Origin of the sequence: Candidatus Sulfuricurvum sp. RIFRC-1 (genome assembly GCF_000310245.1) — a bacterium.
In the GTDB taxonomy this organism is placed as follows: domain Bacteria; phylum Campylobacterota; class Campylobacteria; order Campylobacterales; family Sulfurimonadaceae; genus Sulfuricurvum.
Map to the genome: position 1 here is coordinate 1,489,771 of NC_020505.1, position 23,025 is coordinate 1,512,795.

Annotated in this window: 20 protein-coding genes; 12 read left to right on the top strand and 8 right to left on the bottom strand. The window is 43.2% G+C overall.

The window, feature by feature from the left end; translation table 11 throughout:
• Positions 1–11: 11 nt before the first annotated feature.
• Positions 12–1,427 (bottom strand): TolC family outer membrane protein, encoded by a 1,416-nt coding sequence (locus tag B649_RS07490; RefSeq protein WP_015653915.1) that lies wholly within the window; start codon positions 1,425–1,427, stop codon positions 12–14.
• A 348-nt stretch (positions 1,428–1,775) separates the two neighbouring features.
• On the opposite strand from B649_RS07490, the gene B649_RS07495 reads away from it, so the two are divergent.
• Positions 1,776–4,208 carry an ABC transporter substrate-binding protein gene (locus B649_RS07495; protein WP_015653916.1) on the top strand — a complete coding sequence of 811 codons (2,433 nt, stop codon included), beginning with the start codon at positions 1,776–1,778 and terminating at the stop codon, positions 4,206–4,208.
• A gap of 3 nt (positions 4,209–4,211) precedes the next feature.
• On the opposite strand, the gene B649_RS07500 is transcribed toward B649_RS07495, so the two are convergent.
• Positions 4,212–4,889 (bottom strand): response regulator, encoded by a 678-nt coding sequence (locus tag B649_RS07500; protein ID WP_015653917.1) that lies wholly within the window; start codon positions 4,887–4,889, stop codon positions 4,212–4,214.
• 186 nt (positions 4,890–5,075) lie between these two features.
• Between B649_RS07500 and B649_RS12260 the strand changes: the two genes are divergently transcribed.
• Entirely contained in the window at positions 5,076–5,726 is a 651-nt protein-coding gene (locus B649_RS12260) for an OmpA family protein (RefSeq protein WP_015653918.1), read from the top strand.
• 33 nt (positions 5,727–5,759) lie between these two features.
• Here the strand turns inward: B649_RS12260 and B649_RS07510 are convergent, their stop codons facing one another.
• The 6 genes from B649_RS07510 to B649_RS07535 form a co-directional block, all read right to left on the bottom strand.
• Positions 5,760–6,257 carry an HIT domain-containing protein gene (locus tag B649_RS07510; RefSeq protein WP_015653919.1) on the bottom strand — a complete coding sequence of 166 codons (498 nt, stop codon included), beginning with the start codon at positions 6,255–6,257 and terminating at the stop codon, positions 5,760–5,762.
• An 86-nt stretch (positions 6,258–6,343) separates the two neighbouring features.
• The gene (murF, locus tag B649_RS07515) at positions 6,344–7,783 is read right to left on the bottom strand and encodes a UDP-N-acetylmuramoyl-tripeptide--D-alanyl-D-alanine ligase (RefSeq protein WP_015653920.1); all 1,440 of its coding nucleotides are present in this window, start codon (positions 7,781–7,783) and stop codon (positions 6,344–6,346) included.
• Between the two features lie 9 nt (positions 7,784–7,792).
• On the bottom strand, positions 7,793–8,527 hold the full coding sequence (locus B649_RS07520) for an alpha/beta hydrolase (RefSeq protein WP_015653921.1): 735 nt from the start codon (positions 8,525–8,527) through the stop codon (positions 7,793–7,795).
• 2 nt (positions 8,528–8,529) lie between these two features.
• On the bottom strand, positions 8,530–9,570 hold the full coding sequence (locus B649_RS07525; protein WP_015653922.1) for a D-alanine--D-alanine ligase: 1,041 nt from the start codon (positions 9,568–9,570) through the stop codon (positions 8,530–8,532).
• 11 nt (positions 9,571–9,581) lie between these two features.
• A complete protein-coding gene (gene ruvA, locus B649_RS07530) occupies positions 9,582–10,145 on the bottom strand; it encodes a Holliday junction branch migration protein RuvA (protein ID WP_015653923.1) in 564 nt (187 codons plus the stop codon).
• Positions 10,142–12,043, bottom strand: a complete 1,902-nt coding sequence (locus tag B649_RS07535; RefSeq protein ID WP_015653924.1) for a flagellar assembly protein A — start codon at positions 12,041–12,043, stop codon at positions 10,142–10,144. The genes ruvA and B649_RS07535 overlap by 4 nt, the downstream gene beginning before the upstream one ends.
• Before the next feature lie 83 nt (positions 12,044–12,126).
• Between B649_RS07535 and murJ the strand changes: the two genes are divergently transcribed.
• From murJ to B649_RS07585, 10 genes are all read left to right on the top strand, one after another.
• Positions 12,127–13,530, top strand: a complete 1,404-nt coding sequence (gene murJ / locus B649_RS07540; protein ID WP_015653925.1) for a murein biosynthesis integral membrane protein MurJ — start codon at positions 12,127–12,129, stop codon at positions 13,528–13,530.
• Positions 13,531–13,545: 15 nt separating this feature from the next.
• The gene (gene cysS / locus B649_RS07545; protein WP_015653926.1) at positions 13,546–14,943 is read left to right on the top strand and encodes a cysteine--tRNA ligase; all 1,398 of its coding nucleotides are present in this window, start codon (positions 13,546–13,548) and stop codon (positions 14,941–14,943) included.
• A complete protein-coding gene (locus tag B649_RS07550) occupies positions 14,940–16,655 on the top strand; it encodes an ABC transporter transmembrane domain-containing protein (protein WP_015653927.1) in 1,716 nt (571 codons plus the stop codon). Before cysS ends, B649_RS07550 begins: the two co-directional genes overlap by 4 nt.
• A gap of 62 nt (positions 16,656–16,717) precedes the next feature.
• Entirely contained in the window at positions 16,718–17,776 is a 1,059-nt protein-coding gene (locus B649_RS07555; protein ID WP_015653928.1) for a quinone-dependent dihydroorotate dehydrogenase, read from the top strand.
• Positions 17,773–19,074: a pitrilysin family protein gene (locus B649_RS07560; RefSeq protein ID WP_291750842.1), complete on the top strand. Its 1,302-nt coding sequence runs from the start codon at positions 17,773–17,775 to the stop codon at positions 19,072–19,074. Before B649_RS07555 ends, B649_RS07560 begins: the two co-directional genes overlap by 4 nt.
• A complete protein-coding gene (dapA, locus tag B649_RS07565; protein ID WP_015653930.1) occupies positions 19,071–19,964 on the top strand; it encodes a 4-hydroxy-tetrahydrodipicolinate synthase in 894 nt (297 codons plus the stop codon). The genes B649_RS07560 and dapA overlap by 4 nt, the downstream gene beginning before the upstream one ends.
• Positions 19,965–19,967: 3 nt before the next feature.
• On the top strand, positions 19,968–20,744 hold the full coding sequence (locus B649_RS07570) for an enoyl-ACP reductase (protein WP_015653931.1): 777 nt from the start codon (positions 19,968–19,970) through the stop codon (positions 20,742–20,744).
• On the top strand, positions 20,741–21,289 hold the full coding sequence (gene pgsA, locus B649_RS07575; protein WP_015653932.1) for a CDP-diacylglycerol--glycerol-3-phosphate 3-phosphatidyltransferase: 549 nt from the start codon (positions 20,741–20,743) through the stop codon (positions 21,287–21,289). The genes B649_RS07570 and pgsA overlap by 4 nt, the downstream gene beginning before the upstream one ends.
• Position 21,290: 1 nt before the next feature.
• Positions 21,291–22,343 (top strand): RIP metalloprotease RseP, encoded by a 1,053-nt coding sequence (gene rseP / locus B649_RS07580; protein WP_015653933.1) that lies wholly within the window; start codon positions 21,291–21,293, stop codon positions 22,341–22,343.
• Entirely contained in the window at positions 22,340–23,017 is a 678-nt protein-coding gene (locus B649_RS07585) for a YggS family pyridoxal phosphate-dependent enzyme (RefSeq protein WP_015653934.1), read from the top strand. The genes rseP and B649_RS07585 overlap by 4 nt, the downstream gene beginning before the upstream one ends.
• Positions 23,018–23,025: the final 8 nt, after the last annotated feature.

The following is a 23,025-nucleotide window of genomic DNA, read 5'->3' on the forward strand; positions in this document are numbered from 1 at the left end:
ACTAGAATTATTCAATTATCTCGTTTGTATTTGTCAATCTTACGATCCGCAAATATAAGATTTTCGATTTTATCATCGTTATCGAGATGATTATCCAATACGACCAATCCTACTTTTTGCGTATTGGCTTCGGCTTTTGAACCCAAAACATTTTGAACCATTGATCCCATCGCATCTAAAATACGATAATGGGCAAATAAAAGGTCATTTTCAGCACGTACGATTTGTGATTGTGCCGCTACATGATCGTTTTGTGCAACCAACAGATCGAGTAAGGTTCGGCGACCCAAATCATACTCTTTTTGATAGAGTTCAAGGGTTTTAGCACTGGTCGCTTCGTAACGTTTCAGATGATCAAGCTGTTCTGTTAGATAATGACGTGCCGACCATGAAAGTTCACCCTGCTCATCCAGCTTTCGGACAGTTTCCCGCTTATTTTCAGACTCTTGATAAATTTTGCTCAGATTTTTCTGGATTTGAGACTCATCCGCACCACCGCGATAAAGATTGTATTTAAGCGTCAATCCAAAAGCACGGCGATCATCATTCCCCTCTAATCCACCTGCATCGTTTGCCCAACTTTGACGAGCATATGCATCAATCGTCGGATAATAATTTTTATACGACGCTTCACGCTGAGCACGAGATGCTTTGATATTATATTCACTAACCAATACTGATGGGTTGTGTGCACGTGCATACTCTTTCATATCACTGAGAGTTGAGGGCATAGAACCTTGAAATTTGCCGTCTTGAAGCTCTTCAACTTTAACGGATCGGCCCAATACACGTTCCAAATTAAACAATGCATCATCCACATTATTTTTAGCCACGACATAATTAGACTTTGCCAAGGAGAGAGAAGTATCGGCTTTTTCCGATTCAGAACGAGTTGTCATCCCTGCTTCATAAAGCTTATTGACTTTTGTATAGATATCAGTGTTAAAATCAACATTTGCTTTAGCGATACAGAGTAAATCACGTGCTTTTAACGCATTGATGTAGGTATTGGTAAAGTTATAAGCCGCATCATTCGCATTTTCGATATAGTGGTTTGCCGCAGACAAAATACGTGCTTTGTTATAATCAGCTTCATACATCGTGCCAAAACCGTTGAAAAGATTTTGAGTCAGTTGCAATGAATGTTCATAGGTTGTTAAAGAACGACTTGCAAAGCCTGTACTCGGAGATTTGGTTCTCTCACGTGCAATTGAACCGGAATAATCGAGCGTCGGAAGGTATTGTGCTTCTGTTGTTCGTAAATCTTCAAGGGTTGCACGGTAGTTATGCAAACGTTCCAAGACAACCGGATGGGATGAGAGAACTTCATCAACCCCTTCTTGCAATGTTAATGCATTTAAGGATGAGAATGCACACAACGATAACGTTACGGCTACTTTTGAAAAGGTATTATTGTGATACTTCATAACTTAGTAATCTCCACTACGATTGTTTAAAATAAGTTCATATTAAATCTCAATGATTAGAGTAGCAACTGATTCATGAAAAACCACTTAAAGAGTTATCTTCAATGTATACAAAACTCTGATTTTCATCGTCACGGTCAGAATTGTATACCTTACCTATCTCATTCACATCGCAAATTTAAAACAATATCCGTAAAACAGTTCCACATCCACTGTTTTCAAACTGTATATTATCACCTAAATGTGGTTCAAATGTCCTCAAAGCATATTTTTCAATATACAAAGCGAAATAAGAGTTAAAAGCCATTATACTGTACATATAAGTAAAAAATTTAAGAAAGGGATTTGATGCGGTTTATATTGCTCTTTCTTATCATTCTTTCCATTCCGCTTTGGTCACAAAGAAATCTCAATAAAGTCTCTATTCAACTGGATTGGAAATACCAATTTCAATTCGCAGGTTTTATAGCTGCCAAAGAGAAGGGATTTTACCGTGATGCCGGTTTAAATGTCGAATTGCGAGAATACCAACCTAATATTGATATTATTTCAGATGTATTGACACAAAAAGCAACGTATGGAACCTATAATTCCAGTATCGTTATCGAAAATTCTCAGATAAAACCATTGGTATTACTGGCTACCTATTTTCAGCAATCTCCTCTCATTTTTGTTGCTAAAAAAGGGATAAAGCACCCCTCGGATATCATAGGTAAAACCGTTATGGGGACCAAAGATGAGTTGAAGTACAGTAACCTAGCCCTTCTCTTCAATCATTTCGATATCTCCTCCAAAAATGCCCGTTTTGTCGATCATACTTTTAAGATCGATGACTTTATCCACGGGAAAGTGGATGTCATGAGCGCATTTCGCTCCAACCAGCTTTATCAGCTTGATAAAATCGGTATGCAATATGAGATAATCGATCCTACAGACTATGGTTTTGTTATGAGTGCCGTTAACCTTTTTACCTCACCTCAAGAAGCGGTTGCACACCCTGTTCAAACAGAGAAATTTATCAAAGCATCGAATGAGGGGTGGAAATATGCGCTAACCCACCAAGATGAAATCATCAGCCTCCTGATTGAAAAATATCATTGCGGGAAATCGCGTGAAGCCCTTCGTTTCGAAGCACAAGAGACCAAGAGGCTGATGATGACCGATTTTTATTCGATTGGTCAGACCAATGAAGAATTAGTCTTACGTGCCTATAAGCAGTTGATGTATTCAGGAACTTTGAACTCAGAACAAAAACTGGGCAATTTTATGTTCAACGATATTCAATCAGCATTTAAAAACGGTATCGATTTAACCCAAAAAGAAAAAGAGTATTTACTCCAAAAGAAAACTATCCGTGTCTGTGTTGATCCTTACTGGTTTCCGCTTGAAGCCGTAGAAGAAGGCAAGCATATCGGTATTGCTGCGGATGTGATGAAAGATTTTGAACATAAACTTCACATCCCTTTCGAGCTTGTCCCTGTAACATCATGGCAAGAGTCGATCAATCATGCCAAAAATCGTGAATGCGATATATTTTCTCTCGCTTCCAGCACACCGGATCGTCTGAAATACATGAACTTCACCTCTGCTTATATGACCCTTCCGATTGTGATGGTGACAACCTTGGATAAACTCTTTATTGATGAGATCGGAACACTCGAAGGAAAAAAACTGGGAGCGGTCAAAGGGTATGCCATTACAGATAAACTCAAATCACTCTATCCGAATCTCACCATTGTTGAAGTAGCTTCCATGAAAGAGGGGCTCAAAAGAGTCGAAAGTGGAGAGCTATATGGGTATATCGATACCCTTAGCGTTGTATCAGCATCGATTCAAAAGGAATATAACGGCGTTTTAAAAGTATCTTCCAAACTCAATGAGGAAACTAACCTTGGAATAGGAACCCGAAATGACGAACCGATACTGCATGATATTTTTGAGAAATTGGTACACAGTGTTAATGAACCGATGATGCAAATGATTTATAATCGATACACTGCAGTTGTACATGAAACCAATCGCTATTTTTGGCCGCTTCTTTATCTTCTTGTGGCAACGGGGGGATTAAGTATTATTGTCATGCTGTGGAACTGGCTGTTACAAAAAAAAGTCACTGAACACGTCACAAAAAACACTGAACAAGAGAAACTATTGTTTCAAAAAGCCAAACAGGCGGAACTGGGTAATATGATTGCCAATATATCCCACCAATGGCGCGAACCGCTCTCAAAATTAAGTTCCATCAATCTACTTACCATGGCAAAACTCAAAGCAGCACAAAGTATTGATGAACCAACCCTCCTCAAACAATGCGATGAGATCGAAAAAACCATCGATTTTATGTCCCATACAATGCAAAGTTTCCTCGAATTTTACAAAAAGAACGATGTTTCCGCCCCTTTTAATCTGATGGAATCCATTCACGCTTCCCTCTTTATTATCGAAACGAAACTGTTGGATAACTTGATACAGATCACAATAGAAGGCGATGAGAATGTTGTGATTTCAGGGATAAAGAATGAGTGGATGCAGGTTTGGCTTAATCTGATGAATAACGCCATCGAAGCATTAAAAACTCGGCAGGTACCAATTCCTTTAATCACTATTCGAATTACCGATAACGAAATATTATTTTGTGATAATGGCGGAGGGATGGAGTTGAATACTTCTATGAATGGGTTAGGACTTCAAATGTGCTATGAAATCACCTCAAAATATCATGCAAAACTGCTACTCGAAAACAACGATTCAGGATTATGTGCACGAATTATTTTAAGATAAAATTTACGTTTTAAGACGATATCCGATATCGGGAATTGTAAAGACAAAATTTTTACCAAAACGGCGGCGGATTCGCAATATAAAATTGGTAATGGCCGAATTGGACATCTCATCAAACTGCCAAACTGATCCGTTAATCATCTCTTTAGTAATAAGACGGTCACGATTTTGGGAGAGAAGTTCCATGAAAAGAGCTTCTTTTTTATTAAGGGTATGGGTAATACCCTCTTTCTCCAAACATTTATTCTCAATGTTATAAAACCATCCCTCTTTTAACTCAATTTTTTCCATTTGGTGAATTTCAATCATCTCTAGACACTGCTTTAACACATTGATCAGCATCTCATATTTAATTGGTTTAAGCAGATAAGCTGTAAGTCCGAGGGGAATGGCACGAAACAAAAATTCTTCATCTTTATGCCCGCTAATAACAATTATCGGTATTTTGGTATTTTTCTTTCGAAAATCTCGTATAAAATCGAGCCCGTTTTCATTTTTAAGTTTAATATCGCAAATAATAATATCAATAAGATTAGAATCGAGAATTACATTGGCTTCCGATATGCTTTGTGCATGATAAACGTCTTGGACAAACACGTGCAATAGATCAATACTATTGGTGGCAAATTCAATATTATCTTCAAGAAAGAGGATCGCTTTATCTTTGAGACGTTCAAGCATCCCTTATCTCCGTTTTAATTTTAATTTACTGATTTTATCCCATACGCATCGCAAGAATATCTCAAAATTGAAGGTTTTATTAGCACTTACCAAAATAAACTATTTTTACACCTATGTTTGCACTTTTGAACTACATTTGTATGTTACAATATTGGCAATTAAAAGTAAAAAGGAACTATTCCTCTAATGAAAACTATACCTTCAAATTTGCAATCTTCAATAGCTCTAACAGCGTTATTGATGGGATTTGCCGTTCATGCACAGGCGGCAGAGCAAAAAGTCTCTTATTTCGACGGTAAGGAAAATCGTACCATGTCGGTAGAGAGCGCAAATTTTGCTCCAACACACCCTGATTGCTGTTTAGAGAAAAAAACGCTTCCTGTTGCAGCGGCGGTTCCAGTTGTTAAAAGTGAAGGGGATGCAGATGGAGACGGTGTCGTTGATTCAAAAGATCAATGTCCTGATACCCCAAAAGGATATCAAGTTGATATCCAAGGGTGTCCAAAAAGTGTCACGCTACACCTGAACTTTGCATTTGCCTCCAACCTAATCCCTACGTCTGCCGCTCAAGATGTTATTGATCTCACAAATTTTATGAAAAACAATCCCGCTTCAAATATTACGATTGTAGGACATACTGATATTATCGGAAATGATGAACGAAATCAGCCCCGTTCCGAAGCTCGCGCACGTGCATTAGGTGATAAATTGATCGTAAACGGTATCGATGCCAATCGTATCAAAACCTCGGGTAAAGGATCGCATGAACCGATCGCTACCAATGATACCGATGCAGGCCGTGCACAAAACCGCCGTATCGAAGTCGAAATTCGTTAATTTATCTGCCTCATAATTTCCCTTGATGGGAAATTACTCTTTAAAATAGTTTTCTGATACTTCTTTTAATCGTTGATAAATTTTCTCAAAATCGGTCGAATAAACTCGTGTTTCGGCTATTGAGGTGATAAAGTTTGTGTCTTTCTCCCACCTCGGAACCAAATGCAGATGGATATGTTCAGCAATCCCTGCTCCCCCTGCACTCCCTAAATTCATCCCGATATTGACACCGTGTGAGCCAAAGCTCTCTTTGAGCATTTTTACACCGCGCTGCGCCAAAGCGGTGATATGCAGCCATACTTTTGGCTCAAGTGCTTCTAGGGAATCGGTATGATGATGGGGGATAATCATAAAATGGCCGGGGGTATAAGGGTAGCGGTTCATGACGATAAAACAGTGCTCATCCCGATAAAGAACATGAAGCGATTCATCATGGTCTGCATGTGTGCTGATATGACAAAATACACACCCTTCACTCTTTTCACCCGTTACATATTCGTCGCGCCAAGGGGCATATAAAATATTGTCCATACTAGACCTTTTAAGTCCGTTCGCCCTGAGCCTGTCGAAGGGTAGCTAACCCGTGGTTCGACAAGCTCACCACGAACGGAAGTGGTTTAAATAAAATTCGGTGCGTCATTGGCGAACAAAATGATATCACCTGCACGGGTCACTTCACCTAAAGTTTTTACCATTTGCGATTTATCAGAGAGCATAATTTTTTGAGGGACATTGAGCTCTTTATCAAATTGCGCCGCATTGAGTGCCCCTGTGATGATCGCAATATCAAATACACCGTTAATTGCACGGATAAGCTCGCTGTTAAGCTCTTCGGTGCTCTCAACCAATCCCGGTGTCACGATTACTTTGCGCCCATTATGCAGCGAGCAGAGGCGCACCCCTTCCAACATTCCGTCAATATTGCCGTTGTAACCGTCATCAAGAATGATTTTACCCCCCGCATCGATCCGCTCAAGACGGTGTTCGACACTTTTGAGTTTTTCAACGGCTGAGACAATTTCATCCGAGTTCATCCCCATCTCCTGCGCAATCAAAATTGCCGCATTGATGTTGATCGTCTGAAATCCGCCAAGAACCGAGGTATGGAAATGTCGCTCCTCGCCCTCTACGCTCACATCAAAATCAATCCCCTCCAAGGTTGCCTCAAGATTATGGATGTCATCCCCGAAAAAGGTGACCTTTTCATGCGGCTCATCCGTCACCGAGGTGTGGATAAAGGCCCGTTTGAGACGGTTTGACTGAATAATTTCAAGTTTGGTACGCTGAATACGCTCCAACGTTTTAAAATACTCCAAATGTTGAGGCCCCACTTTCCCCACGACAACAATCTGAGGATTAAGAAGCTGTGCAATGGCATAGATATCGCCGATCTCACGCGCTCCCGCTTCACAAATATAGACTTGGGTATTGGACGGGAGCGATTCGTTAACATCACGAATGATACCGCCGAGCGTATTAACACTACGCGGGGTTGCATAGACATTAAATTTTTGACCCAACACCTGAGCAATAAAGTTTTTCATCGAAGTCTTACCGTAGCTTCCGGTAACGCAGATAATGGTTAAATCAGACATCGAAGCAATTTTACGCGATGCTTCACGCTTATAGGCCAAAAATAAAAACTTCTCAACTCCCCATGAAAGGAGATAGGTCAAAAGAAGCGGAAAAATAACACTGTAACTGCTTGAGTATCCTTTGAACATGATAAGAAGATTCAATAAAACCGCTATCGAGCCCAAAAGGATGAGAAATCGTTTGACACGCCATGTCAAAATCAGTTTTTTATCAAGACGTTTAATCCACACACCAAGGAGGGGAAGATACGCTAAAACAACGTAGAGAGAGTATTCTCCTGCCATATAATAGAGGATAAAAGGGACAATAAAATAGATAAAATGCCAAGAACTTTTATGGTGACGCAATACCACCCGCTCAATCCGATAATCGTACCATTGTAAGTTGGTAATGAGATACCAACCCAATGCCATTACAAAAATGATATTAGCGATAAACGGGACCATTTGTGTCAATTCCATACTCTCTCCTTAGTGCTCTAAACTTTTTAAAACGATTTTTTCGATCTCCTTGGCAACGGTAGCACCTTGTTCCAAAAAGAAGTAGTGATCCCCGTCAAACTCAACCACTTTTGAATCGGAGATTAACTCGGCAATTTTATGCGCTGTCCACATCGGTGTTGCCGTATCCTGATGTCCGAAACAAAGCAAAGCTTTCCCTTTGTAAGCACGAAATTTTTCGCTGAAATCTTCGTTCACAACGCTTTTAAACGTCTCATACATCGGTTGCGATAATCCTTGCGCATCAGGGGCAACGAAAAAGCGGCGTAGCTGTGTAAGACCAGTCAGTTTCAGCAGTTTGAAGAGGGCAATTTTCGCCCGAATTTTGAACGGTTTAGGGACAAGTATCCCCGCAGAACCGACCAATACTAAATATTCCGGGTTCAAAAGTGTAGCCACTTTACCGCCGAAAGAGTGACCTAAAATAATCATTTTATCCGCTTCGATTAACGAAATAAAAGATTCCAGAATCGTTGCATAATCTTCAGTAGTCAAGGACATATTGCACGTTGAGTTTCCAAAACCGGGCATATCGATGTAAATATGGCGAAACTGCTTGAGATGAGCACCGAAAGCGTGTTTCATCAGATTTTTATGAGAACCCCATCCGTGCAGAAAAATAATATCGTAATGGGCACTCGGATTGAGGATCTCATAGCTGATGGAAAACGTATGCTGTTTGTATTGAACGCTCTTAACTGCCACGCTTATTTCCCTTTGGCTTGAGAAATAGAATGGATATAATCGTAATTGACCCGAATCGCTTTTTTATCCGGCAATGATCCAAGCAGTTTGTGGATAGAGCTGCTAAAATCTTCAAAGAGATAATTTGCCATTGACCCCGGGATCGGGTTCACTTCGTTAAGATAAACTTCACCCTCGATCTCAAAGAAATCGCATCGGATAAGAGCTCCTTCGAATAACGGCAGGTAAATCGTTTTAAATGCATCACGCAATTGCTGAACCAACGTATCACTTACCGCTGCTTCGGCAACGTTTCCTGAGCGGGAAAAATCGAGGTATTTTTTCTCAAAGTCTAGGAACTCAGCTTTTTGAGGCTCTTCAACGATCGAGTAGGTAATCTCTCCGCGTGCGCTGAAACCGGCAAGATTGTACTCTTTAACACCCGAAATAAACGGCTCGATCAAAAGGACATTATCAAATTCAAACGCCACATCAAGCGCGTAATCGAGTTCTGATGCTTCACGAACGATACTCACCCCAATTGAGCTTCCCAAACGGGCAGGTTTAACGATAAACGGATACTCAGTGGTAATAACTCTTTTATCCTCTTTATGAAGGACCTCATACGGCAATGTTTTGACACCGAGTGAAGCGGCGAACCACTTAGTATAATGTTTGTCAAAACTGAGCATGGACGCCTCTTTGCGAGGACCGATGAAAGGGATATGAAAAAAGTCCATCAATGAGGCGATAGAGCCGTCTTCACCGTCGCCGCCGTGGATCAGGTTGAGGATAGGCATCTCATGTTTTTTGCTTCCGAACATTCCGCGCTGTTCAAACCCGCCGTTGGTGAGGAAAATTTGTGGCATCTTGCGATGTTCACCGCGTGAGAAGGTGATCGCTTTCATTTTTGCGCCGTCAATAAGATAAAATTTATGATCTTGATCACAAAAAATAAAACTGAGTTCAAAACGCTTCTCTAATTTTTCTTTTACCGTAATCGCACTTACAATGCTGATTTCATGTTCATAACTTGCTCCGCCGAATAAAATGGCTAATTTCAATGTGTATCCTTTTAGAGTTTTTGGAGTTGTTTTAACGCTTCTTTGACTAACGTCGGTGTGTCCGTTGCATGTGACTGACTTAAAGCCTTGGCAATCTGCTCTTTTTTGAATCCAAGTGACTCTAACGCCATCATGGCTTCCGTTGTAGCAGAATTTACCGATGGAGCCGTATTTAGAAGAACGGCATCGAAACCGGCTAATTCAACCATAATCCGTGCTGCACTTTTAGGCCCGATCCCCGGAACTTTTTTCAACGCATTCACATCTTTAGATGAAATAATACCCGCAAACTGCTCCGGCGTAAAGGTGCTGCAGATTGCTAACGCTGCTTTTGGCCCGATTCCATTGATTTTTAGCATCCCCTCGAAGAGGATTTTTTCACTTTTTTCGGCAAATCCATAGAGCTGTTGAGCGTCTTCACGGATGACATGATGAATATGCAATCGTGTTTTTGAAGAGCCGATCGTGCTATAGGTATGCAATGAGATAAAAACCTCATAAATGACACTGTTGACATTGAGATGAACCGATGAGGGCTCTTTGTAATCAATAATTCCTTCTAATCCGACGATCATGACGATAACACCTTAATGGTAAATTCTCCATCTTCATCCTCATGCAATCCCAGTATCGTCTCATCCGAATTGTGACTTGGAACGTACATCACTTCAATAGGGGGATCAATCAGTTTAAAAATAATCTCATTATGATTTTTCCAACGATCATGGTTGATAATCCGAGCATCGAATATTCCGCTTTGGAGTGCCGTATGTTTTTCACTCAGCCACGCATACTGATCTTCTTTTGTTTTTAATTCACTACGGAGTTCGTCCATTTTTCCTTTAAACTGCTGATGCTGTTGGTACTTTTCGACAAAAGCGCTCGGCATTTTAATACCGTTTTGTTTATAGTGAACCAATTTGTGTTTAAGCTCCTCCATCGCCGGAGTATTTTCACGCCATGTTTGCTCGTATCCGGCAAGCTCTCGTTTAATATCTTTAATCGATTTTTTTGCCAGTTCCATTTTTTTGGATTGTTCTGAGAGGTTATCAATCGATTCATTCAGCAGAGGATCGATGATAAATTGGTTTTCTCCCCCCTGCAAAGCTTTGATCTCGATTTTATTCGATGCCGTCATTTTGACGTGGGAACCCAAAAGTTCAATCGTAATCTCACGCGCACGGATTTTTCCACCCGTTGCTTGACGAATAAAGACCGTTTCTGCGTCAACGATACCGTGTTCAAGTCGAGTGATATTGACCGTTTTACCGTACGCCGTCCCTTTGTGAATATTGATACTTAGTTCATCGGCAGTGATCGTGGCACTCTGATGGACTTGCCCCTCTACGGTTGCTTTTTTGGCGGTAACTTTCGCATTAGAACCGATATTTCCATCGATATTGATGACATTAACCGTCACTTCCATCCCCATACCGATAGCATCTTTCATCGAATCTTTTTCACTTACATTGATGGAGACATCGGCATCGAGCTGTGTATCGATCGATCCTGTCGTTCTAAAACTGATCTCTTTAACGTCCACTTCGGTTTTGATATCGTAAATACCCCCCTCAAAAGTGACGTACCCCCCAGCAGCCGCTCGGTATTCAATCGAATTTTGAGTATCGATCACTGCGATCTTTTCACCTGTACCGAAGGTTGGCTCAAATTTAATAATCGGTTCTTTAGGAACAATAAATTCCCCACGACAATTTCGCCCGTTTTCACCCTTACGTGCCTTAACGTACTCTATCAACAGTTCATCTTTGACCACACTGATCACAAAGCCCCGTTTTGAATAGTCAATCCGGTCATGTTCTTCCTGTTTTTTTCGTTTGGCTTCAAAATGGAGAATCAGCTTGTCGTTGATCGTTTCAATCGGCTCATGTCCTTGGGCTATCAGATAACGTTCCTGTTCTTCAAAACGGTATTCGCCCAAAACACGGATTTTCGCTAAAAGTGCCTCAAGATTTGAAAGCATCATCGAGTCAAAAAGATTGATCATCATATTGGCCCGAAGTTTTTTCTTATTGACCAGGTGGAGAAAGTCTTGTTGGAATTGATCGTAGTATACGGCGTCACTCCCCGCTTTTATGGTTAAATAAATTTTACACAATGTCGTATTTCCACCGATGGAAATATCAATCGTATCCAGCAGTGAAGGTTTGCTAATCAGAAAAATTTCGATTTCATAAATCTGTTTGAGTTCAAATTTAGGATTTAATAAAAGATCCTCTGTTAAATCTCTTGCTTCGTCCGAAGAGAGCTCAACCCAGTCATCGGAAGGACCGTTAACAATGGTTCGGCTGAACGTTTGGGTATCAAGAAGATTAAAATCAAGCGTGTGAACAGATACTTTAAAATTTGCGGCAGCTTGTAATAATTCTTTGGCAACATTGGAAGTACGAACAACAATAGGCCTAATCTGCGTTGTTATCGCTTCTTTCTCATCCTCTTTGCTCAACAGCCCCATTAGGTATCCTTTATAATTGCCCCTATTTTAATCACATATCGGTTAAAATTGCGTAAAATTTATTTCAGGGCTTGATATAAACTATGTTTAAATCGATATTCTCCAATTCGTTTGGTATCCTCATCTCCCGTGTAACGGGCTTGGGGCGCGATATTTTAATGACGTCCGTGTTGGGTGCGAACGTATGGAGTGATATCTTTTTAATGGCGTTTAAATTCCCCAACCTTTTCCGCCGCATCTTCGCAGAGGGCTCTTTTACCCAAAGTTTTATGCCCTCCTACATCGCTTCAAACCAAAAAAGTGTCTTTGCCGTCGCTATTTTCATCCGATTTATGGTGTTTATCGTCGCCCTCTCCTTTCTCGTCACCCTCTTTCCCGGATTTTTTACCAAAATGCTGGCGTGGGACTGGGGACACGACCTTATCTCCAAAACTGCACCCTTAACGGCGATCAACTTTTGGTACTTGGATTTAATCTTTATCGTCACGTTTTTAGGGACACTACTACAACATAAAGAGCATTTTTTCACCACCGCATTTTCAACCGTTTGGCTCAATATTGCGATGATCGTCGCCCTGATCCTCTTTACCAACTCCGATCCGCAGACAATCGTCTATGCCCTCAGTTTTTCGATTCTTATCGGGGGATTGCTTCAAGTGGCTACCCACCTTTATGCTATCCGTCAGCAGGGGCTGATGAAAATCCTCGTCGGCGGATGGAAATACCGCCACACCAAAGATGTCAAAGTCGAAGAATCCAAATTTAAATCCCTCTTTATCCCCTCCGTTATCGGAAACTCTACCGCCCAAATCGCCTCGTTTATCGATACGTCGCTCGCGTCGTTTTTGGCGGCGGGTTCGGTGTCGTATCTCTTTTACGCCAACCGTATTTTTCAGCTCCCCTTTGCCATTATCGCGCTGGCGATTACCACTGCCCTTTTCCCCACCATCGCTAAAGCGATCAATAACGGCAATGATGCCCTTGCCTATAAAAATCTCTTTAAATCATTTTGGCTTCTTAGCGCACTGTTGGGGGTATCCGTACTTGGAGGAATACTCTTATCCGAACCGATCATTTGGTTGTTGTTTGAGAGAGGGGCATTTACCGCTCAAGACACCCGCAATACCGCCGATGTATTGATGATGTACATGGTGGGGCTGATCCCTTTCGGACTGGCAAAGCTCTTCTCGATGTACCTCTATGCACAGCACAAACATCTCAAAGCGGCTAAAATCGCTATCATTTCACTCGTTATCAATCTCATTTTCTCCGTAATCCTGATGCAATCGATGGGGGCGGCAGGTTTGGCACTTGCGGGGAGTATCGGCGGAGCGGTACAGTTTATCCTCACCATCAAAGAGGTGGGTTGGAAGATCTTTTTTGATCTTCTCAAAACCCGTTTTAGCCTCTATTTTATCCTGGGAACGCTCGGATTTGGTGTGGCGTTTACTACTTTAAATCAATTTTTGATACACTTGATACGATAATTTATTAGGAATACTATGACCATTTACGACAGCGTACAAAAAACCAAACTACCATTTGAACCTCTGATCGAAGGGAAAGTCTCCCTCTACGTCTGCGGACCCACCGTCTATGACGATGCCCATTTGGGACATGCCAAAAGTGCGTTGGTGTTCGATCTCCTTCTCCGTGTTTTGGAAGCCGAGGGGTATGACGTCCTCTTTGCCCGCAACATCACCGATATCGACGATAAAATCATCAACAAAGCGCGGGAATTAGGGATCAGCACCACCGAGATTGCTGAACGCTATACGGCTGCATACCGCCGTGATATGAGTGCCATCGGAGTACGACCTCCGACACTGGAACCCAAAGCGACCGAATCGATCGACGCTATGGTTGAAATGATCCAAAAACTTTTGGAAAAAAAGCACGCCTATTCGATCAGCAACGGCGATATCTATTTCGACACCGCAAGCGATAAAGGGTACCTTAGCCTCTCCAATCGCCAAAGCAATGAAAATGTCAGCCGTGTCGAAAAAGTATCTGAGAAACGCAATGAAGCCGATTTTGCCCTTTGGAAAGCGGTTCATGATGAGGGTGTTGCGTTTGATTCCCCATTCGGACGAGGACGTCCGGGATGGCATTTGGAGTGTTCGGCAATGATTGAGCGCTACGTCCGCCAAGGCGAGGGAAAATATGCAATCGATATCCACGGCGGTGGAGCCGACCTCCTCTTTCCCCACCATGAAAATGAAGCGGCACAGACCCGATGTGCGACAAATCATGAACTCGCACGTTACTGGATGCACAACGGCTTTGTCACCATCGACGGCGAAAAAATGTCGAAGAGTTTGGGAAACAGTTTTTTCCTCAAAGACGCCCTCAAAAGCTACGATGGAGAGGTTCTCCGTTTTTATCTCCTCAGCACCCATTACCGTGGGGATTTTAACTTTAACGAAGAGGATTTGATCGCCTCTAAAAAACGGCTCGATAAACTCTACCGCCTCAAAAAACGGCTTTTCGGACTCACCGCCGAGAGTATCGACACCGAATTTAAAACCTCCCTCCTCAAAGTGCTGGGAGACGATCTCAATGTTTCACAAGGCTATGCCCTCATCGATGAGCTCATCACCTCTGCCAATGAAACACTCGACGCAAATCCAAAAGATAAAGCGTTTCGTCAAAATCTCCTCTCATCTTTATCCACCATAGAAACGGTGTTAGGATTCGGGGGGCAAAATCCGTTCAAATATTTCCAATTCGGATTGGATGATGCTAGCAAAGCGAAAATTGATGATTTGGTAGAAAAACGCTCCGAAGCCAAAAAAGCCAAAGATTTTGCCACTTCCGACGCTGTCCGTGATGAACTCAGTGCAATGGGAATCTCAATCATGGATACCGCGAACGGAACTTTTTGGGAGATACGGGATTGAAATTCAGCGAAATCTATCAACGATACTGGCCCTATATAAAAGGGTATAAATTTCAATACGCGATGGTTCTTATCGGAATACTTCTCACCGTTACCGCCACAGCAGGAACGGCGCATATTATGCAGCCGTTGATGGATAATATGTTCATCAAAAAAGAAGAAAATATGCTCTATATTATTCCTACCCTGCTGGTAGGGATTTACATTATCAAATCCATCGGACGCTATCTTCAATCGGTTTACAATACCTATATCGGAATGCATATTGTCTCTCGTTTACGCGAGAATCTTCTGGACAAAATTGTCCATATGGATATGCAATTTCTCTATACCAATCGCAGCGGAGAACTTATCTCTCGTATCACCAACGATATTGCACGTATTCAGTATTTCGTCTCGACGATGATGCCCGAACTCATCCGCGAAAGCCTCACCGTTATTGCACTGATCGGTTATGTCATTTACCTCAATGCAACACTCGCTTTTTGGGCATTGTTTGTGATGCCCGTAATTATATTTCCTCTCCTGAAAATCACCCGCCGACTTAAACGCCTCTCTCATCGCTCTCAGGAGAAAAATGCTGATTTGATGACTCGATTAACCGAAGTATTTAACAACAGTGAAATTATCAAAGCCAATGCGACCGAAAACTATGAAGTGACACGATTCAAAAATGAAAATGAGCACTTTTTCAAACTCAATATGAAAACCACCTATACCAGTGAATTGGTCTCTCCATTGATGGAAATCATCGCTGCAATCGGTCTGGCTGCCGTAATCTTCATCGGAGGACAACAAGTTTACTCCGGTGCCATGAGCGTCGGAGAATTTACCGCATTTTTAACGGCTATCGGATTGGTTTTTCAACCTCTTCGCCGTGTCAGTGCAATTTACAGCCGCATCCAAGATGCCCAAGCGGCCAGTGAACGGGTATTTCATGTTTTTGATATCGAAAATGAGATCAAGGATGGTTCCATCACACTGGATGAGCCGATTAATTATCTTCAATTTAACAATGTTAGCCTTAACTTCGGGGAAAAAACAGCCCTTTCGCATATCGACCTTACGATAGATCGAGGTCAAACAGTCGCCCTTGTCGGACAAAGCGGCGGAGGGAAAAGCTCTCTCATCAATCTTTTATTGCGTTTTTATGATCCCACCGAGGGGGCTATTTCACTCAATCATCAGAATCTAAAATCGTACACCCAAAATTCTCTGCGTAACCAAATTGCCGCCGTATCACAACGAGTTTATATCCTCCAAGATACTTTAGCGGCTAATGTCGCTTACGGCAGTGAAATTGATGAAGCAAGAGTAAAAGACGCCCTCCGAAAAGCCGATGCTCTCGAGTTTACTTCCGCACTGAGCGAGGGGATCTACACCGTAATGCAAGAGTTCGGTGCCAACCTCTCCGGCGGTCAACGTCAACGTATCGCCATCGCCCGTGCGATCTACAAACACGCATCTCTCCTCATTTTGGATGAAGCGACCAGTGCTCTGGACAACGAAAGTGAAAAACGTATCCAAGGGGCGCTAAACGCTTATGCGCAGGATAAGATAACCCTGATCATCGCCCATCGACTCAGCACGATTGAGCATGCCGATGTTATTTTGTATTTCGAAGAGGGGCAAATTATCGCTCGCGGAACTCACAATGAGCTTCTCGAAACCTCCGAAAGCTACCGTCGTCTTGCGGGAATACTGGGAGAATAATCCCCTATTAATCCTTTTTTGAGTATAATCGCGGCAACTTTAATCACGATGAGGCGGATGGTATGTTTGATTACGAATCTTTAAAACCCTGGCTTTTTAAACTTCAACCCGAAAGCGCTCATACCCTTGCGGCCGGACTCTTATCATCTGCAAGCTATTGTCCCCCTCTCTTTAACGGCTGGATGGCAAAACACTTTGTAAGTCACCCTTCTCTCACCCAAGAGCTTTTCGGACGCACTTTCCTAAACCCTGTGGGTCTTGCTGCAGGATTTGACAAAAATGCGACGATGTTTCACGGTGTCATGTCGATGGGATTCGGTTTCACTGAGATCGGAACCCTTACCCCAAAACCGCAAGAGGGGAATCCACGCCCCCGTTTGTGGAGACATATTGAAGAAGAAAGCCTCCAAAATGCAATGGGATTTAACAATGACGGACTCTTCCGTATTTCTCATCGACTCAAAAACATCTATCCCTTCAGCACCCCTATCGGTGTCAACATCGGTAAAAACAAAATCACCCCCGATGATAAAGCGATCAAAGACTATACCACCCTCATCAAAGCGCTCCACGAGTATGCGGACTATATGGTTATCAATATCTCTTCTCCGAATACTCCGGGGTTACGTGATCTTCAAAACGAAGCATTTATCGCTCAGCTTTTCAGTGAAGCCAAAGCGCTTACCGATAAACCGATATTGCTCAAAATTGCCCCCGATATGAGCGAAGATCAGGCGGTTGCCCTTTGTGTCCACGCGGTGGAAAGCGGAGCCGATGGGATCATCGCGACCAATACGACCATCGATTATTCCCTCGTCTCCGAACCCGAAGATATAGGGGGCCTCAGCGGTGAAGTATTACGTGAACGCAGCTTCTATATTTTTGACGCAATTGCACGTGAGCTTTACGGTAAAACAACGCTGATCAGCGTTGGGGGCATTAGTACTCCGGAAGAGGCTTATCGCCGTATTCGAGCAGGTGCCTCACTCGTCCAAATCTATACCTCATTGATTTTCAAAGGGCCTGAAGTAATTGAAGAGATCAACAGCGGGTTGATCGATCTTTTAGCATCGGATGGTTTTACCTCGATCACTGAAGCAATCGGCGCAGATCGGCAATGAAAATCTTCATTGCAACAATTTTGTCTCTAGGAACCCTCATGGCCTCTTCACTTCCTCAGTATGAAACCAAAACCCTCTCCAATGGATTGCAAGTCGTTGCCATCCCGATGGATAACGGTTCACAGGTTATCTCAACCGATATTTTTTATCAGGTGGGAAGCCGCAATGAAGTAATGGGTAAAAGCGGCATTGCCCATATGCTTGAACACATGAATTTCAAATCGACCAAAAACCTCAAAGCGGGTGAGTTTGACGAAGAGGTCAAAAGTGTCGGAGGGATGAACAACGCATCAACCGGATTTGATTTCACTCATTATTACATCAAATCAAGCAGTGAGAATCTTCCTAAATCTCTTTCTCTGTTTTCAGAATTGATGCAAAATCTTAATCTTAAAGATGAAGAATTCCAGCCAGAGCGCAACGTTGTTGCGGAAGAGCGCCGTTGGAGAACCGATAACAATCCAATGGGTTATCTCTATTTCCGTCTCTTTAACAGTGCCTATGTTTATCACCCCTACCATTGGACGCCGATCGGTTTTATGAATGATATTCAAACCTGGACGTTAGAGGATATTCGCTCTTTTCACAAAACCTACTATCAACCGCGCAATGCCATTTTGATCGTAACAGGCGATATTAAACCCGCTCGTGTTTTTGAAGAGGTACAAAAACAGTTTGGTACGCTCAACAATACCGTTGATATCCCAGAGAAAAAAATTATTGAGCCGGAACAAGACGGTGCACGCCGCGTAGAGATACACAAAGAGAGCGAAGTGGAGATGCTGGCTATCAGCTTTCCTATCCCGAATTTTCAACACGCCGATCAACCGAAACTCTCAGCACTCAGCGAAATGCTCAGTTCGGGCAAAAGCTCACGCCTGAACCGTGTATTGGTCGATGAAAAACGTCTTGTCAATCAAATTTACGCTTACAACATGGAAAATAGTGATCCGGGCGTCTTTTTATTTCTCGCCGTTTGTAATAATGGAATCAAAGCGGAAGAGGTTGAAAAAGAGATTTGGAATGTTATCCGTGGGCTTCAAAAAAAACCGGTGGAAAAAGCAGAACTTGACAAAGTCAAAATCAATACCAAAGCCGATTTTATCTACTCTTTAGAGAGTTCAACATCGGTTGCTGAGTTATTCGGAAGCTACCTCGCTCGCGGTGATATTGCTCCATTGATGCATTATGAGGCTGCGATTGAGGCATTAAACCCTGAAGAGATCCAAAAAGTTGCACAACAATACCTTACCTCTGAAAAATCGACAACGCTAATCCTACGAAAAGGACAAAAATGAATCTAGTAACAGGCTCAACGACAGCCTTGATAACCCCTTTTAAAAACGGAAAACTCGATGAGCAAAAATACGCTGATCTAATCCGAAGACAAATCAAAAATGGGATTAATGCGGTTTGTCCGGTAGGGACAACGGGAGAGAGTGCAACGCTGAGTTACGATGAAGACCGTATCTGCATGGAGATTGCCGTAAGCATCTGCAAAGGGACCAAGACCAAAGTCCTCGCAGGTGCGGGGAGCAACTCCACCGCCGAAGCAATCGAAGCGGCATTAACGGCACAAAAATGTGGTGTCGATGCAATATTCTCCGTCGCACCGTACTACAACAAACCTTCCCAAGAGGGTCTCTATCAGCACTATAAAGCTATCGCCGAATCGGTACCGGAATTGCCGTTTATGCTCTATAACGTTCCGGGACGCACCGTCGTGGACATCAGCGCCGATACCGTTATCCGTCTTTTTGATGATGTGAAAAATATTTACGGAATCAAAGAGGCAACGGGAAGTATTGAGCGTACCATCGAGCTCCTCTCCCGCCGACCTGAGCTTAAAGTCTTCAGCGGAGATGATGCTATCGATTACGCTATTTTAGCTTGTGGAGGAGCGGGGATCACTTCGGTCACCTCTAACCTTCTTCCTGATCTAAAAAGCCAGCTTGTAGCCAAAGCCCTTTCGGGGGATTTGGGTGGAGCTAAAGCACTCAATGATGCATTATTCCCGATCAACAAAGCCCTCTTTTTAGAGTCCAATCCGGTGATGATCAAAGCTGCAATGTACGTTGCTGGGCTAATCGATACGTTAGAGTATCGCCTCCCTCTCGTCGCACCAAGCAGCGCCAATCTAAAACAGCTTGAAAACGTTATGAAAAATTATACTATTGCAGGAGCATAAAGAATGTCAAATATGAAGGGCAAAACACTCGTAATTACGGGAGCAACCAAAGGGATCGGACAAGCCATCGCTGAAAAATTTGCACAACAGGGTGTTAACATCGCATTTACCTACAACTCTAACGGTGAAACAGCCGCTATTTTAGCCCAAGATTGGGAGAGTAAATACGCCATTAAAGCTCGCGCTTATCCTCTCAATATCTTGGAGACCGATGAGTTTAAGCCTCTTTTTGAAGCAATTGATGCCGATTTCGACCGTGTTGACTTTTTTGTTAGTAACGCAATGATCTACGGCCGTCCGGTTGTCGGCGGATACGGTAAGTTTATGCGTCTCAAACCACGCGGTTTGAACAATATCTACACCGCAACCGTCAACGCATTTGTCGTCGGAACCCAAGAAGCGGCAAAACGGATGGAAAAAGTGGGTGGCGGTGCCGTCGTTACGATGTCAAGTACCGGAAACCTAATCTACATTGAAAACTATGCCGGTCACGGAACCAATAAGGCAGCGGTCGAAGCGATGAGCCGTTACGCGGCCGTAGAGCTCGGAGAGATGAACATCCGTGTCAATGCCGTATCCGGCGGACCGATCGATACCGATGCGTTAAAAGCGTTCACTAACTACGAAGAGGTCAAAGCCGAAACCATCAAACGCTCAGCTCTGAATCGTATGGGCAGCCCGAACGACATCGCGGGAGCGGTTTATTTCCTCTGCACCGAAGAAGCGAGCTGGATCACCGGACAAACGATTATCGTTGATGGCGGCACCACGTTTAGATGATTAATATCCCCAATATCTTAGCATTTATCCGCCTTCTCATCGCTCCGGTGATGTTTTGGATCATCCTCAATCCCCAAATGTTCACCGACATGGGATGGCATATCAGTTGGAGCTACTACATCGCTTCATTCTTATTTGTCATCGCGTCGGTAACCGATTTTTTCGACGGTTATGTCGCACGTGAACTCGATCAGATCACCATTGTCGGTCAAATTCTCGATCCACTCGCCGATAAGATGCTCACCCTCGCCGCGTTTTTAGGACTGATGATGAGTGGAGCGGCATCGGCGTGGGCGATCTACATCATCATCGTTCGTGAGCTGTTTATCACCGGGCTTCGTACCCTCTCTGTCTCTGAGGGAATCGATGTCAGCGCATCGATGGCGGGTAAAGTCAAAACTGTCGCTCAGATGATCGCGATCGGATTTTTACTCATGCATTGGCCTTTTGCGAATGTTTTACTCTGGATAGCGGTCACACTTACGATCTATTCGGGAGCTGAATACCTCGTCGGATTTGCTAAAGCCTATAAAGGAAAACTCTAATATGTCTTGGTTAGTAGCTCTTCTCGTCCTCTCTGCCCTCATTTTTTTCCATGAACTCGGGCATTACAGTGCCGCCCGTTTTTTCGGTGTCTACGTCGAAGTCTTCAGCATCGGTTTCGGTAAAAAACTCTTCTCCTTTCAATGGATCGGAACGCAATGGCAAATCTCCGCAATACCCTTAGGCGGTTATGTCAAGATGAAAGGGCAAGATGATTCCGATCCCACTGCCATCAGCAGTGATAATGACAGCTACACTACTAAAAAACCGTGGCAACGGATCATAATCCTACTCGCAGGGCCTCTGGCAAACTTTGCCTTAGCCTGGGTCTTTTTTTATGCCATCGCGTTAGGTGGTCCTCAAGCGCTCTCTCCTGTCATTGGTAAAATTGTTAAAGATTCGCCTGCACAGGAAGCCGGTTTGCTAAACGGGGACAAAGTACTTTCAATTAATGGTGATGCTATTAGTGCATGGGATGAGCTCTCTGAATCGATCAAAACCTCTCAGGGTACAATGACATTGGTGATCGATCGCAACGATAGCCGCCACTTTATCACTCTCACTCCTCGTATTAGCGAGACAACCAATCTTTTCAAAGAAAAAATCCAGCAACGTATGGTTGGTATCGCCCCCGCAGGTGTCACCCATACGCTCGATCTGAGTTTCACCGAAACGCTCTCTTACGCATCCAAACAAACGTATGAGACTTCCTTTCTCATTTTTCAAAGCGTCCAAAAACTCCTCACGGGAGTTGTCCCGGCTAAAGAGGTCGGAGGAGTTGTCAGTATCGTTCAAATCACCGCCGACGCAACGGCGTACGGATGGATGAGTCTCTGTTTCTTTGCCGCTTTGATTTCCGTCAATCTCGGAGTCCTCAATCTCCTCCCTATCCCCGCACTCGATGGTGGGCATATCATGTTTAATCTCTACGAAATGATCCGCCGTAAAGCTCCGAGTGAAGCAGTTATTACCCAACTCACAATCGGAGGATGGGTTATACTGCTCGGACTCATGAGTTTGGGGCTCTATAACGATATTACGAGGTTAATGCAATGACAACTTTGGAGCAAAAACTCTCATTTGACCGCATTATCGAGCGTGTTGAAAAAGCCCGTTTACGGGTAAACGATCATCACATTGTCAAAATTGTTGCCGCCAGCAAATACGTCGATGCGGAGGCGATCCGTAGTCTCTATGCTATCGGGCAAAGAGCTTTTGGAGAAAATAAAGTACAAGACCTCGTGACTAAAAGCGAAGCATTGAATGAACTCCCCATCGAATGGCATTTCATCGGAACGTTGCAAAAAAACAAGATCAACCATCTTCTAAGTGTACGCCCTCACCTGCTCCATTCCATCGATTCGATAGAACTGGCACATGCCCTTGATGAGCGTTTAGAACGGGAGAATATGACACTCCGTGCTTTAGTCCAGATCAATTCGGCCTATGAAGAGTCCAAAAGTGGGTTTACCCCCGAAGAGATCAATGAAAAATACGCTCAAATCATGCAAGAGTGCCCAAGATTACAGCTACAAGGGCTCATGTCTATCGGAGCACACGTGGAAGATCCGGCTATTGTCCGTAAAAGTTTTGAAACAACCCGCCGTATTTTTGAAACCCTTCCGCAAGCTAGCATTTGTTCTATGGGAATGAGCGGTGATTTTGAAATGGCTGTCGAATGCGGTTCCACTATGGTCCGTTTAGGCTCTGTTCTTTTCCCAAAAAATTAGATTGCTTA

What these genes read in the sequence shown, in the direction of transcription:
- B649_RS12260 (WP_015653918.1), top strand. Translation starts at nt 5,076, where the DNA reads ATGAAAACTATACCTTCAAATTTGCAATCTTCAATAGCTCTAACAGCG.
- murF (WP_015653920.1), bottom strand. Translation starts at nt 7,783, where the DNA reads ATGGAATTGACACAAATGGTCCCGTTTATCGCTAATATCATTTTTGTA.
- B649_RS07555 (WP_015653928.1), top strand. Translation starts at nt 16,718, where the DNA reads ATGTTTGATTACGAATCTTTAAAACCCTGGCTTTTTAAACTTCAACCC.
- B649_RS07585 (WP_015653934.1), top strand. Translation starts at nt 22,340, where the DNA reads ATGACAACTTTGGAGCAAAAACTCTCATTTGACCGCATTATCGAGCGT.
- pgsA (WP_015653932.1), top strand. Translation starts at nt 20,741, where the DNA reads ATGATTAATATCCCCAATATCTTAGCATTTATCCGCCTTCTCATCGCT.
- B649_RS07495 (WP_015653916.1), top strand. Translation starts at nt 1,776, where the DNA reads ATGCGGTTTATATTGCTCTTTCTTATCATTCTTTCCATTCCGCTTTGG.
- B649_RS07510 (WP_015653919.1), bottom strand. Translation starts at nt 6,257, where the DNA reads ATGGACAATATTTTATATGCCCCTTGGCGCGACGAATATGTAACGGGT.
- B649_RS07500 (WP_015653917.1), bottom strand. Translation starts at nt 4,889, where the DNA reads ATGCTTGAACGTCTCAAAGATAAAGCGATCCTCTTTCTTGAAGATAAT.
- cysS (WP_015653926.1), top strand. Translation starts at nt 13,546, where the DNA reads ATGACCATTTACGACAGCGTACAAAAAACCAAACTACCATTTGAACCT.
- B649_RS07535 (WP_015653924.1), bottom strand. Translation starts at nt 12,043, where the DNA reads ATGGGGCTGTTGAGCAAAGAGGATGAGAAAGAAGCGATAACAACGCAG.
- B649_RS07490 (WP_015653915.1), bottom strand. Translation starts at nt 1,427, where the DNA reads ATGAAGTATCACAATAATACCTTTTCAAAAGTAGCCGTAACGTTATCG.
- B649_RS07570 (WP_015653931.1), top strand. Translation starts at nt 19,968, where the DNA reads ATGTCAAATATGAAGGGCAAAACACTCGTAATTACGGGAGCAACCAAA.
- dapA (WP_015653930.1), top strand. Translation starts at nt 19,071, where the DNA reads ATGAATCTAGTAACAGGCTCAACGACAGCCTTGATAACCCCTTTTAAA.
- rseP (WP_015653933.1), top strand. Translation starts at nt 21,291, where the DNA reads ATGTCTTGGTTAGTAGCTCTTCTCGTCCTCTCTGCCCTCATTTTTTTC.
- B649_RS07560 (WP_291750842.1), top strand. Translation starts at nt 17,773, where the DNA reads ATGAAAATCTTCATTGCAACAATTTTGTCTCTAGGAACCCTCATGGCC.
- ruvA (WP_015653923.1), bottom strand. Translation starts at nt 10,145, where the DNA reads ATGATCGTCGGATTAGAAGGAATTATTGATTACAAAGAGCCCTCATCG.
- murJ (WP_015653925.1), top strand. Translation starts at nt 12,127, where the DNA reads ATGTTTAAATCGATATTCTCCAATTCGTTTGGTATCCTCATCTCCCGT.